The organism is Moraxella caprae DSM 19149, assembly GCF_000426885.1.
Lineage (GTDB): Bacteria > Pseudomonadota > Gammaproteobacteria > Pseudomonadales > Moraxellaceae > Moraxella > Moraxella caprae.
Genome location: NZ_AUGF01000007.1, coordinates 57000 through 70565, shown reverse-complemented (window position 1 = coordinate 70565; position 13566 = coordinate 57000). Strand labels below are relative to the sequence as shown.

At 46.4% G+C, this 13566-nt stretch carries 13 protein-coding genes; 3 read left to right on the top strand and 10 right to left on the bottom strand.

Going from position 1 to position 13566, the window contains the following annotated elements; all coding sequences use genetic code 11:
• Positions 1 to 161: 161 nt before the first annotated feature.
• Positions 162 to 1031, top strand: a complete 870-nt coding sequence (locus K941_RS0102770; RefSeq protein ID WP_029102412.1) for a MetQ/NlpA family lipoprotein — start codon at positions 162 to 164, stop codon at positions 1029 to 1031.
• Positions 1032 to 1127: 96 nt separating this feature from the next.
• Here K941_RS0102770 and pilB read toward each other — a convergent pair whose 3' ends face one another.
• Positions 1128 to 2837, bottom strand: a complete 1710-nt coding sequence (pilB, locus tag K941_RS0102765) for a type IV-A pilus assembly ATPase PilB (RefSeq protein WP_029102411.1) — start codon at positions 2835 to 2837, stop codon at positions 1128 to 1130.
• Positions 2838 to 3137: 300 nt separating this feature from the next.
• Here pilB and tpiA point away from each other — a divergent pair, with 300 nt between their 5' ends.
• Positions 3138 to 3887 (top strand): triose-phosphate isomerase, encoded by a 750-nt coding sequence (gene tpiA / locus K941_RS0102755; protein ID WP_029102410.1) that lies wholly within the window; start codon positions 3138 to 3140, stop codon positions 3885 to 3887.
• Positions 3888 to 3897: 10 nt separating this feature from the next.
• Positions 3898 to 4194, top strand: coding sequence for a preprotein translocase subunit SecG (gene secG / locus K941_RS0102750; protein WP_029102409.1), 297 nt, complete (start codon positions 3898 to 3900; stop codon positions 4192 to 4194).
• A gap of 156 nt (positions 4195 to 4350) precedes the next feature.
• Here the strand turns inward: secG and K941_RS14540 are convergent, their stop codons facing one another.
• The 9 genes from K941_RS14540 to lepA all read right to left on the bottom strand — a co-directional run bounded on the left by K941_RS14540 (position 4351) and on the right by lepA (position 13519).
• The gene (locus K941_RS14540; RefSeq protein WP_051225826.1) at positions 4351 to 4839 is read right to left on the bottom strand and encodes a hypothetical protein; all 489 of its coding nucleotides are present in this window, start codon (positions 4837 to 4839) and stop codon (positions 4351 to 4353) included.
• A 265-nt stretch (positions 4840 to 5104) separates the two neighbouring features.
• Entirely contained in the window at positions 5105 to 6877 is a 1773-nt protein-coding gene (locus K941_RS0102740) for a sodium:solute symporter family protein (protein WP_029102408.1), read from the bottom strand.
• 2 nt (positions 6878 to 6879) lie between these two features.
• On the bottom strand, positions 6880 to 7188 hold the full coding sequence (locus K941_RS14535; protein WP_051225824.1) for a DUF4212 domain-containing protein: 309 nt from the start codon (positions 7186 to 7188) through the stop codon (positions 6880 to 6882).
• Positions 7189 to 7372: 184 nt separating this feature from the next.
• Complete coding sequence (locus K941_RS0102730) at positions 7373 to 7984, bottom strand: 3'-5' exonuclease (RefSeq protein WP_029102407.1); 612 nt, start codon at positions 7982 to 7984, stop codon at positions 7373 to 7375.
• Positions 7985 to 8128: 144 nt separating this feature from the next.
• Positions 8129 to 9133 (bottom strand): GTPase Era, encoded by a 1005-nt coding sequence (era, locus tag K941_RS0102725; RefSeq protein WP_029102406.1) that lies wholly within the window; start codon positions 9131 to 9133, stop codon positions 8129 to 8131.
• 248 nt (positions 9134 to 9381) lie between these two features.
• Positions 9382 to 10125: a ribonuclease III gene (gene rnc, locus K941_RS0102720; protein WP_029102405.1), complete on the bottom strand. Its 744-nt coding sequence runs from the start codon at positions 10123 to 10125 to the stop codon at positions 9382 to 9384.
• A gap of 5 nt (positions 10126 to 10130) precedes the next feature.
• The gene (locus tag K941_RS0102715; protein WP_029102404.1) at positions 10131 to 10523 is read right to left on the bottom strand and encodes a DUF4845 domain-containing protein; all 393 of its coding nucleotides are present in this window, start codon (positions 10521 to 10523) and stop codon (positions 10131 to 10133) included.
• Between the two features lie 29 nt (positions 10524 to 10552).
• On the bottom strand, positions 10553 to 11668 hold the full coding sequence (gene lepB, locus K941_RS0102710) for a signal peptidase I (RefSeq protein ID WP_029102403.1): 1116 nt from the start codon (positions 11666 to 11668) through the stop codon (positions 10553 to 10555).
• Positions 11669 to 11719: 51 nt separating this feature from the next.
• A complete protein-coding gene (gene lepA / locus K941_RS0102705; RefSeq protein ID WP_029102402.1) occupies positions 11720 to 13519 on the bottom strand; it encodes a translation elongation factor 4 in 1800 nt (599 codons plus the stop codon).
• Positions 13520 to 13566: the final 47 nt, after the last annotated feature.

Sequence of the window (13566 nt, the reverse complement as noted above, 5' to 3'; positions counted from 1 at the left end):
TGTCATTTGATAAATTCAATGATTTTAAATTGACAAACAGCAGTATGGTAGGGTGCGTACCACGCACCTTTTAAGTAAAAATCTTATTGGTGCATTTTAAAGTTAAATGATTTTAAATTGACAAACAGATAAATATCAGCCCTTTTAAATAGAGAACCCTTATGAAAGCAAACAAATTTTTTGGTCTGTGTGCCTTAGCATCAGGCATTGCCCTAGTCGGCTGTGGTGGCGACAAACCTGCCCAAACCGACACCAAAACCGACACAACCACCCAAACCACAACGGCAACCGCTTGCCCTGCTGGCGACCCCAACAAAATCAAAGTGGGCGTGATGAGCGGCCCTGAACATAAAGTTGCCGAAGTGGCCGCCAAAGTCGCCCAAGAAAAATACGGTCTGGTGGTAGAATACGTTGAATTCAACGACTACGCTCTACCCAACACCGCCGTATCCAAGTGCGACCTAGACGCCAACGCCATGCAACACAAGCCTTATCTTGACAAAGACAGCCAAGAGAAAAAGCTGGACAATCTGGTCATCGTAGGCAATACCTTTGTATATCCACTGGCGGGCTATGCTAAGAAAATCAAAAGCATAAGCGAACTTAAAGACGGTGCTATCGTGGCAGTGCCAAACGACCCGTCAAACCTAGCCCGTGCACTCATTTTACTTGAAAAACAAGGGCTTATCAAGCTAAAAGACAACACCAACTTATTCTCAACATCGCTTGACATCGTAGAGAACCCCAAACAACTTAAAATCAAAGAAGTGGATACATCAATCGCCGCTCGTGCCTTAGATGACGTGGATTTGGCGGTGGTGAACAACACTTATGCAGGTCAAGTGGGTCTAACCGCTAATGACGGTGTGTTTATTGAGGACAAAGATTCGCCTTATGTGAACATCATCGTTGCCCGTGCCGACAACAAAGACTCGGACGCCATCAAAAACTTCGTTCAAGCCTATCAGTCTGATGAAGTAGAAGCCGAAGCCAAAAACCAATTTAAAGACGGTGTGGTCAAAGGCTGGTAAATAATCAAAAAATAAGGGCGTGATTGCCCTTATTTTTTACCCTGTTTTTATCAATCAAAAGCTCTTGAATATACAAGGGCTTTTGTTTAAGCGATGTTATTCAGAAGTTACCCGATACATCTCTTGGATACTGGTCGTACCTTGTAAGACTTTCATGATGCCCGAGCGTCTCAAATCACGAAAACCGTGTTTCATCGCTTCGTCTTTGATTTGAATGGCGTTGCCATCTTCCATGATAATCCGTGAAATGCTTGGGTAGATTTTCATGACTTCATAGATACCCACACGCCCCTTGTAGCCTTCACGGCATTCAGAACAGCCCACAGGCTCATAGATGACGTTATCAGGGTTGGCAAGGTCTTCTTCGGTAAAGCCCATTTCTAGCAGGCTCTGCTTAGGTACGTTGGTCGGCTTTTTGCAGTTTTTGCACAGACGGCGAGCCAGACGCTGGGCGATCACTAAGTTTACCGATGTGGCAATGTTAAACGATGCCACGCCCATATTACGCAGACGGGTCAAGGTCTCAGGAGCGGAGTTGGTGTGCAGGGTGGATAATACCATGTGTCCCGTTTGGGCGGCTTTAATGGCAATCTCCGCAGTCTCCAAATCACGAATCTCACCGACCATGACGATGTCAGGGTCTTGACGCAGGAACGCTTTTAGGGCGGAAGCGAACGTGAGACCCACTTTGGGGTTTACGTTGACTTGGTTAATCCCTTCTAAGTTAATCTCCACAGGGTCTTCGGCGGTAGAGATGTTGGTCTCGGGCGTGTTTAGGATGTTAAGACCAGTATAGAGCGAGACCGTTTTACCCGAACCTGTCGGGCCTGTGATGAGGAGCATGCCTTGAGGTTTATCAAGAGCTTCTAAGAACAGCTCTTTTTGGTCAGGCTCATAGCCGAGTGCATCAATACCAAGCATCGCCGATGACGGGTCAAGAATACGCAGTACGAGCTTTTCGCCAAAGAGCGTCGGACAGGAGTTCACACGAAAGTCAATGGCTTTTGTTTTGGAGATTTTTAGCTTAATACGACCGTCTTGGGGAGCTCGGCGTTCAGAAATATCCATTTGCGACATGACTTTAAGACGAGCGGCGATTTTACCTGCCAGTTGTACTGGTGGGCGATTAATGATTTGGAGCACCCCATCCACACGAAAACGCACACGGTAAGACTTCTCATACGGCTCAAAGTGCAAATCCGACGCCCCCATACGAATGGCGTCAAGGAGCATTTTATTGACAAACTTAACGACAGGGGCATCTTCACCACCGCCTGAATTGACGTCAGTACCTTCATCGTCTTCATCACCTGCCCCACCATCAAAGTCCCCTGACAGGTCAACATCGCCTAGGTTGCCCAGTCCGCCACCGCCTGAGTAGACATTCTCAATCATCTTTTTGAGCTTGTCTTCTTCGACAACGATGGTCTCAACAGTCAGCTTGGCGTTAAAGGAGATGGCATCAATGGCATCTAGACGGGTGGGGTCAGACAAGCCCACAAAAAGTTTATTACCCCGTTTAAAGAGTGGCAATGCCCCATACTGATTAATGATTTTCTCATCAACCAGCTCTTTATTGACCGCATCAGGAGACAGTGCATTTAGGTCAAATAATGGGTCGCCAAATTCATGAGCAAGCAGACTGGCAATCTTATTTGCAGGGGCAACTTTGTTTTCTACCAAATATGGCACAATCGCCATGCTTTGCTGCTGGGCTTCGGTCAGAGCCTTGGTCATGGCTTCGGGGGCAACCAAGCTATTTGACACCAAAATGTGTGCCAAACCACCAAAATTCGGAGCGGACATAATATTTTCCTAAATCATTTGCCAATGTTTATTAAAATCAAATGAGCGACAAATTTTAAAAGAAATGTGTCATCAGATAAAAATTGGCGTGAAAATTGCATATATTTTTGCTTATTTTACTCCAAAAATACAAAATTTGCTGTGCTTTTGCCATAAAATTTTACTCAAAGGGCGAAGTTTTAGGATTATCGGAAAAACACCGCCAATAATACCGCCCATCATTTGTGTGCTGATTTTTTGGGGAATATTTGCTATAATATGCTGTTAGGTTAAAATTACAATAGAGTTAAAGGAAACCCCATGAGTCAAAAATACGTCATCGGCAACTGGAAGTTAAACCCTGCCACCGTATCAGACGCGGCCGCCCTTGCCACAAGCCTGCCTGCCAATGATGGCTGTACTGTGGGCGTGGTGCCGAGCCTTGTGCATTTATCGGCTGTCAAATCAGCTTTGGCGGACGGTATCCTGCTTGGCGTGCAAGACATCGCCTATAAGACAGCAGAAACAGGGGCATTTACAGGCGATGTATCAGCTTGCCAAGTGGCGGATATTGGGGCAACTTTTACCCTTGTGGGGCATAGCGAACGCCGTCAATATCATGGCGAGAGCGATGAGATTTTATCCGCCAAAATCGCCAACGCTTTTACCCACGGCTTATCGGTCATCTACTGCATTGGCGAGACCAAAGACGAGTACGAGCGTGGCGAGACCTTTGGGGTTTTAAAAAACCAATTAGCCATTTTAAAGGCGTTTGCAAATCAAGCAGATGCTGATATTGCCAAACTTATCATCGCCTATGAGCCTGTTTGGGCAATTGGCACGGGGCTTACCCCAACTTTTGATGAAATTGAGAAAACACACCATTTTATCAAAGACGAATTGACTGCATTTGGTATGACCACCCCCATTTTATATGGCGGTAGCGTGAATGACAAAAACGCCCCCAACTTTGCCAAATCGGACGTGATAGATGGGGCATTGGTCGGTGGAGCGTCCTTGAAAACCGACAGCTTTACCGCCATTATCCACGCATTTAGCCAATCAAAATAACGAGAACACCATGTTTACATTTATCTTAGCCATTCATATCATTGTCGCCATTGCCTTATCAGGTCTCATACTCATTCAGCACGGCAAAGGGGCGGATGCTGGGGCAAGTTTTGGCTCTGGAACGGCAGGCACGGTGTTTGGGGCGGCAGGTTCGGCAAACTTTCTAACTCGCACCACCGCCATCCTTGCCACCATATTTTTCTGCACAAGCTTGGCACTGGGCTATCACGCCCAACAAGAAGCCCGTGACCAACTACGCCTAGATGTGCCTGTGGCTGATACGTCAACACCTGCCAAAACACCGTGATTTGATGATGGGCAGGGGCTAGGTTTTGCCAAGCCCCTGCCATTGATGAATGCTACAAATTCTAAAACCCACATTTCAATGGCGAGTCGTTTAGCCATGGATTTTTCGGCAAAATCAACAATACTTTTGGTTCCCCCTCCTCTTTTTTGCCCCAGCCTAGCGACACACCAGCCCTACCGCCTTATCGGTATAGTCCAATTTTTGCCAATTAAGACGGCTAAAATCCCGATTTATCACATAACTTTGCACGCCCTTTTTACAGTCAAATAACACGTCCAATTTTTGGGCAGGTAAGCGTCTTTCAAAAAAATACACCTGAGCTTGTTTGGTTGTTTCATCAAGGCTGACAACATTGGCGGTATCTAGCACCACAAATTGAAACACTTGGGGCTTAACGTACGACCACGGACGAAACCACGTTGTCTTTGGTACGCTTGCCACCACCATGCTTCCATCGGGCAGTTTGGCACTGGTATCGCCAAACCATCGGTATTCGCTGTACACCTGATAACTCATCATACCAAGCCCTGCCATGATGGGAATGAACCATTTTGGCGTTTTTTTGTAAAAAATCTTAATCGGCATGGCAAGCCCTGCAAATAAAAAGCCTGCAAAAATCATTGCCGTAATGTCCCAAAACATCATGTTTTTTCCTTAAAATATATTTTAAAAAACAGAGTTATATTCCGCCAACTTTGAAATAATACTGCGTCAAACTCGCTCGTAGTAGTACTACTTGTACAACTTCGTTCGTTTTCCTTGTCTTATTTCAAATTTGTTTGGCTATACACACAGTGTCTAAACTCAACATTATCGTATTAAACAACACCCAAATTTTTATCATTATAAATCAAATCCATATAAAAACTGCCTAAAACCGAGATTTTAAGCAGTTTTTGGTAAGAGCCGATTAGTGGTCAACAGCAGCACCTGCTCCTTTTGGATAACGCACGCTTTCAACCAAGTCTTGAATCTCTTGTGATGGCGGTGCAGTCATGTACGATACCGCAAAGGCAACCACAAAGTTAATCAATGCCCCGATTGGACCAAAGCCTAGTGGGCTAATCCCCATAATCCAACCTGATGCGTCATCGGCAAGCATATTAGTACCAGGGATAAAGAACCAGCCTTTGAATAGGAAAATGTACACGCACGTTACGATAAGACCTGCCAGCATGCCTGCCACCGCTCCTTTGTCGTTGATGCGTTTTGAGAAAATACCCATCATGAGTGCAGGGAACAAGGACGAACCTGCAATACCAAAGGCAAGGGCAACCGTCTGGGCGGCAAACCCAGGGGGATTCATGCCAAGCCATGTTGCAATCGCAATCGCCACAATCATTGAGACGCGAGCGACATTGAGTTCGCCCTTATCGCTAATGTCAGGTTTGATGACCATCTTGATAAGGTCGTGCGAGATGGCAGACGAGATAGCAAGCAGTAGACCTGCGGCGGTAGATAGAGCAGCAGCAATACCCCCTGCCGCGATAAGACCGATGACCCATGGTGGCAAGTTGGCAATCTCAGGGTTGGCAAGTACCATGATGTCGTTGTTTACGTCAAGCTCATTGCCTTTTAGACCTTTGGATTCGGCGGCAGCAAGGAAGGCTTCGTCTTTTGACTTGTCGTTATAGTAGTCAATTTTGCCATCATTATTTTTGTCTTCGAATTTTAAAAGACCTGTTTGTTCCCAGTTTTTCATCCACTCAGGGCGAGCTTCGTACTCAATGGGGGTAGATTGAGTGCCGTTTGGATATACAGTATCCACCAAATTCATGCGAGACATCGTACCCACCGCAGGGGCAGCGGTGTATAGCAAGGCGATAAATACCAATGTCCAACCTGCTGACGAGCGAGCGTCCGAGACTTTATTTACCGTAAAAAAGCGGATAATAACGTGGGGCAAACCTGCCGTACCAATCATAAGCGATAAAGTCAATAAGAACATATTGAGCTTATCAGGCACATCAGCGGTATAAGCGGCAAAGCCTAAGTCGGTAATCAAGCCATCGAGCTTGGCAAGCATGGTCTCACCGCCTTCTACCGTGCCAAACATACCAAGGGCAGGGATAGGATTACCTGTAATGTTTAGAGAGATAAAAATCGCAGGAACGATATAAGCAATCATCAAAACGACATACTGAGCCACTTGCGTATAGGTAATGCCTTTCATACCGCCAAGTACCGCATAGAACAATACGACAATGGCAGCGATGATAAGCCCTGTGTTTTTATCCACTTCCAAAAAGCGAGAGAAAGCCACGCCTGCCCCTGTCATCTGTCCGATGACATAAGTGGTACACGCTAGGATAAGGCAGACCACCGCAATCAAGCGAGCAGGTTTTGAATAAAAACGGTCGCCGATAAAGTCGGGCACGGTAAATTTACCAAATTTACGCAAATAGGGAGCAAGGAGCAAAGCAAGCAGTACAAATCCGCCCGTCCAACCCATAAGATAAGCGGACGCTGCATAACCGCCCATCGCAATCATGCCCGCCATCGAGATAAAGGATGCGGCACTCATCCAGTCCGCCCCTGTCGCCATGCCGTTTACGACAGGGTGAACACCGCCACCTGCGACATAGAACTCTTTGGTAGAGCCTGCTCTTGCCCAAATGGCAATCCCAAAATACAGGGCAAAGGACAGCCCCACAAAAATCAAGTTAATGGCAAATTGACTCATCCTTAGTCCTCCTCAACGCCATATTGTTTGTCCAATTTATTCATTCGCCACGCATAAAAGAAAATCAAGGCAACAAAGGTCAAAATTGCCCCCTGCTGCCCAAACCACAGCCCCAAATCCGTTCCCATAAAGCTAATGCCCATCAAAGCAGGACGCAGTAAGATGGCAAAACCGAGCGAGGCGACCGCCCAAACGACCAAACAGCCGATGATGATACGCACGTTGGCACGCCAATAGCTTTGGGCATCTGCTGGGGCATTGGGTGGCGGGGTGTTTGTTGTGGTGTGAGTGTTATTTGAAGTTTCTGACATTGCTTTCTCCAAAGTTGGTAAAAAAGCAAAGAAAGCAGATTTTGATGGGTTTTCTCCCTTGAATAATTCATTGCTTCCTTGCAAGTTACAGGTGTTTCTTACACCTTGATTTAGAATAGCACAACTGTGAGCAATTGCAATAGTCTATACAAAATTTTTTTGTTAATAAAAAGAATGGCTGTCATCAAACCCTGCGATGCCTAAGAGCCAAATACATCATCGCCACGTTGATGGCATCATTTAGGGCGTCATGGCGTGGCAAGTCAGGAATGCCTAGGGCGTTTACCATCGTTGCCATTTTTAGGTCAATTTCGGCGTCATAATATTTATGGCGAGTTTCTTGGGCGTGGTAAATCCTTGATATTTCTATTTGTTTTTGGGGTAGGGTTATCCCTGCCATTGGTTTTAAAAATTTATTGACCATCGCCACGTCATATTCCAAAAAATAACCCACAAGCGTCCGCCCACCGACAAATGCCAAAAACTGCTTAATCGCTGTCTCGATGTCCAGTCCGTCCTTTAAATCTTTGGGGCGAAGTCCGTGTATCGTTACATTGGTAGCACTCATGATGCCTTCGGGTTTAACCAGCACATAAAAGCTCTCGTCTGTCAAAATGCGATTGCCCCGAATCTTAACCGCTCCGATGGAGATGATATGAGCTTCTTTGACATTAAGGCTCGTGGTCTCACAATCAAAACTGACAAGCTCATCAGGGTGCGGTTCGTATAGGGGCAGATAAGGGGAGCTTGCAGGTAGGCGGTGCTTTGCCCAAGCCTGTTTTAGGGTGTGGAACATGGGTTTTCCTTGTGATGAACGTCTTCCTTGTTAAATGACATGTATCAAAATAAAGGGGCTCTATTCTCAACTTTGTATCAGTGATGGATTTATCAAGGGCGAATTGCAATTCGCCCCCACATTGGCAAATTTTAAAAGCCCAATTTAATACCCCAAACTATTTAACGCCCGCTCATCATCGCTCCACCCTTTTTTGACTTTGACCCATAAGGTGAGCATGATTTTTTTGTCAAACAGCTTTTCCATGTCTTGACGGGCTTCTATGCCGACTTGCTTAATGCGTGAGCCTTTGTCGCCGATGACAATGGTTTTTTGCCCTGCCCGCTCCACAAAAATGGTCGCATCAATAAACGTTACCGCACGTCGCCATTTGCCCGTCTCGGGGTCTTTGTGGGCAGGCTCGTCTTTAAAGGTGTCAATTTGCACGGTCAAATCGTACGGCACTTCATCGCCAGACGTTCGCATGATTTTTTCACGGATAATCTCGCTCGCCAAAAACCGCTCACTGCGGTCGGTAATCTGCTCGGGGTCAAAAATGGGCGGACGGGTCGGCAAAAAGCCTGTGATTACGTCCATAAGCCTATCTAAGTTATGCCCACGCAAGGCAGAGACAGGCACAATGTCGGCAAAATCAAAACTTTCTTGGTATTCGCCAATTAAGGGCAGAAGTTTGGATTTATCTTTAATGGTATCGGCTTTGTTGATGACAAGCACCACAGGCAGATTGGTCGCTGACAGTTTTTCAAGGGTCAAAAGGTCGTCCTCTCGCCACTGGACACTGTCCACCACAAACAGCACCAAATCCACATCCGATAAGGCGGACACGGCAGTTTTGTTCATACGCTCGTTGATTGCTTTGACTTCTTTGGTGTGAATGCCGGGGGTGTCCACAAACACCATTTGACAAGTGTCGTTGGTCAAAATGCCATGAATGCGATGGCGTGTGGTCTGTGGTTTACGGCTTGTAATGGATAACTTTTGTCCAAGCAAATGGTTCATGAGCGTGGATTTGCCCACGTTGGGGCGACCGACAATCGCCACAAACCCTGCTTTAAAGTCATCAGAAATCACAGGCGTGGGATTGTCATTGAAAAAGGCGGAAATGGTATTTTCGTTATTGGTCTGGTTTTGGTCGTGTGCGTTTGTCATGGTTTTCCTAAATTCTCAAAATAAGGGCAATGCTGTCATTATATAACGACAACACAGGCGGGGCAAATAGTATTTGTACATGTCGGTTGGTTTGGGAATTTAAAATATGAATGGTTGAAAATGGGTGATGATTGGTGTTATTTTTTGAGATTGTGGATTTGTAGGGGCAAATTACATTTGCCCTATATAAAAGCACTGATTTTTGGGCGAATGAATTGCCCCTACCTATTCAATTTTTAAAATATGCTTTATAACGCCTTAGGCTTTTCTAATTTATTGAGCTGATTTATCATCCGCTCGGCACATTTTTGCTCGGCAATACGTCTGCTCTCGCCCGTCTCGGTAATGGGCGTACAGTCCGCCACAGCAACGGTGCATGCCACCACAAAGGTTTGATTGGGGGCGTTGCCAATGGTATCCATGAGCGTATAAGTCGGCAAGGGCAGTTTATTGCCTTGAAGCCATTCTTGCAGGCGAGATTTGGCATCTTTTAGCACTTTTTCTTCGCCCATCTCACCAATCAAGGTCTCATACCAGCATTTAACCAAGCCTTTCACCCGTTCAATGTCGCCACTGTCTAAATACACGGACGCCAAAATCGCCTCCACCGCATCAGCCAAAATACTGGCACGGTGTCGCCCACCGCCTTTACGCTCGCCCACGCCCAGTATCAGATGAGATGACAGCTCCAGTTTTTCGGCAATTTGCACAAGGGTCTCTTGGCGTACCAATGTAGCACGCATACGGGTCAGCTTGCCCTCATCATGACGGGGAAAAAAGGTAAACAGCGCCTCGGCAATCACCGCTCCCAAAAGGGCATCGCCCAAAAACTCCAACCGCTCATAGCTCATCTTAGGGTCATACGAGCGGTGTGTTAAGGCACGTCTAAGTAAATTGGGGTCGTTAAAGGTGTAGCCCAATTTTGAACAAAGAACAGGGTAGCCCTGCTCAAAGCTGGTAAAGTGTGTCGGCAATGTGGTGTGTTTAGACATAACTCTTACTTAGCATCGGCTGCGGTAATCTCTTTTTCAAATCGATTGACAATAAAGGTCTCGCCATAGAAATTACTTTCTACTTCGTATTGGCTTTTGACCGCCAACGCCCCAGGGGTTTTGTTGGTAAAAACAATCATTTCTTCTGGCTTGGTATTATAGTTGGCATTGATAGACAACTGCTGAGATAAGCTCTGCATGAACTGACGCTCGTTTTGCTTGGCATCATTGGCTTTTTTAAGCTCGCCTGCCACCAATTTGGTGAATTGATAGTCACCAACATAAGCAGGAATAATCCCAAGTCCCAGCTTGATGATGATACCTGCCATCGCCAAACCGACAATAATCGTGGTAACGCTCGCCCCACGTTGGTTGGTTAATGAAGTTAGTTGTTGCATATCACACCTGTTAAGTTTATGTTAAGCGACTAATCAATCGCTCCTGTTCGCCCAAAGCTGGGTAGATTAAACCCAGGCTCTTTGTGCATCCAAATATAAGTTGCCCTGCCTGCCAAATGACTCTCTGGCACAAAGCCCCAAAACCGCCCGTCTTCACTGCGGTCTCTGTTGTCGCCCATGACAAAATACTGCCCACTTGGCACGGTAATTTGCCACGCTGTACCGCCTGATGTGGCAGTTTGTGGTGAGTTTTTTAATAAGAATGGAGCAATGGACGCACTATTTAAATCGCCCAAATAACGTACCGTATAGTCGTGCTCACCCAATGTCTCACGATAATAGTGAGCATGCTTTTCTTCTTCCATGCCATATCTGGCACGCTCTTCATCGGACAGGCGATGACTCTCAATCACAGCCGGCATCAGCTTGGCATTAAGTTTATCTGCCATTTGGTAATCCACGGGTGTCGTATCCACCGCTTGCCCATTGATGGATAGTACGCCATTACTAAATGCCACCGTGTCCCCCGGCAGACCTATCATGCGTTTGATGTAGTAGCGTTTGGGATTTTCAGGATAGCGAAACACCACCACATCGCCATGCTTGGGATTGCCTGTATTTAAAATCTTGGTGTGCGTAATCGGCAATCTTAGCCCATAGGAGGATTTATTGACAATGATAAAATCGCCCGTGTATAGGCTTGGCACCATTGAGCTTGATGGGATATTAAACGGCTCAATCACAAACGAACGCACCAATACGATGATGAGCAAGATGGGCAGGTACTCATACGCCCACTGCACTAATTTTGGCTCAACCACCGGTTCGCCCGCATTCATCCCTGCCTGCTTTTGCGCCTCGGCTAGGGTACGTCTGGCTTCATTATAGACAAGCGACTGATTTTTTAACATCTCTGGCGTATGTTCATTGCCGATGAACTCAGCCGGTGCCTCATCATGTCCAAAACGCACGAGTGTCGCCTTAAACTCTTTCTCCACTTGTTCTAGGTGGGTCTGAGCGTGTAAGATGAGCTTGGTTTGTTTGGCGACCAATTTATGCTGTTTTAACACAAATTTATCCGCCAAATACGCCACCAGTAGCACCAGCGTAACAGGCACCAAGATTAAATTAATGTCAAATTCCACAAGCCACCTTTATCATAAATATTTGCAAGTTTTATACCAATTTAGAAAGCCTTAACCGTCCACTTTTAGCACCGCCAAAAACGCCTCTTGGGGGATTTCTACACTGCCCACCTGTTTCATGCGTTTTTTACCTGCTTTTTGTTTTTCTAAGAGTTTTTTCTTACGGCTCACGTCCCCACCATAACACTTGGCAAGCACGTCCTTACGCATGGCTTTGACGGTGGAGCGAGCAATAATCTGACTGCCAATCGCCGCTTGAATGGCAACATCAAACATCTGTCTTGGAATCAGCTCTTTCATTTTTTCAACAAGCTGATTACCACGACGGCGAGCGTGTTCTTGATGGCAAATCATGGCAAGGGCGTCCACTTTTTCGCCATTGATAAGTACGTCCACACGAGCCAATTTGTCCGCTTGATAACGTTCAAAGCCATAATCTAGGGACGCAAAACCACGACTTGCCGATTTTAATTTATCAAAAAAGTCCATGACCACCTCACCCATCGGAATGTCAAAGACGACTTGCACTTGGCGAGCCATAAACTTCATGTCCACCTGCACGCCACGACGTTCAATGGCAAGCGTGATGACGTTGCCCAGATATTCTTGTGGCACCAAAATATTACAGCGGGCAATCGGCTCACGAAACTCTTGGATTACGCCTGTATCGGGGAGCTTGGACGGGTTATCCACATAGACAATCTCGCCATTTTTTTTGATCACTTCATAAATCACGGAAGGGGCGGTCGTAATCAAATCAAGGTCGTATTCCCGCTCCAAACGCTCTTGGATAATCTCCATATGGAGCATGCCCAAAAAGCCACAGCGAAAACCAAAGCCCAACGCCTCGGACGTGTCAGGCTCAAAAAATAAAGCAGAGTCGTTGATTTGTAGCTTTTGCAAGGCCTCACGGAATTTTTCAAAATCAGACGAATCAATGGGAAACATACCCGCATACACTTGTGGCGTTACTTTTTTAAAGCCAGCAATGCTATCCACCTCAGGCGTTTTGGCAAGGGTAATGGTATCGCCCACAGGAGCCCCTGCAATGTCCTTAATCCCTGCGATGATAAAGCCCACCTCGCCTGCTTGTAGGATATTTGTCTCCAAGCGTTTTGGGGTGAACACGCCAATGGACGTAACGAGATGGCTCTCGCCTGTGGATTTGATAAAAATCTTATCGCCTGTTTTAACCTGCCCTTCACGCACACGCACCAAAGACACCACGCCCAGATAATTATCAAACCATGAATCAATAATCAAGGCTTGTAAGGGGGCGTCTCGGTCGCCTTGTGGGGCAGGGATTTTCTCCACTAGGGCTTGTAGCAATTCATCAATGCCCACGCCTGTTTTGGCGGATACTCGTGGAGCGTCCACCGCCTCAATGCCGATGATGTCCTCAATCTCCTCGATGACACGCTCAGGCTCAACCTGTGGTAGGTCAATTTTGTTTAATACAGGTAAAACTTCTAAATCCTGCTCAATGGCGGTGTAGCAGTTGGCAACCGACTGAGCCTCCACGCCTTGGGCAGCGTCCACAACCAGCAAAGCCCCTTCACAGGCAGCGAGCGAACGAGATACTTCATAAGAAAAATCCACGTGTCCTGGGGTGTCGATAAAATTTAGCTGATATTTTTCGCCACTTGGGTGATTGTAATATAGCGTTACCGATTGGGCTTTGATGGTAATGCCACGCTCACGCTCAATATCCATGCTGTCAAGCACCTGAGCCTGCATTTCACGGTCAGACAAACCGCCACACACCTGAATAAAACGGTCGGCAAGGGTAGATTTGCCGTGGTCAATGTGGGCGATGATAGAAAAATTACGGATATGAGAAAGTGCGGTCATGATGTCTATAAAATTTGAATGATAACAGGATATTGTAGCAGTTTTTT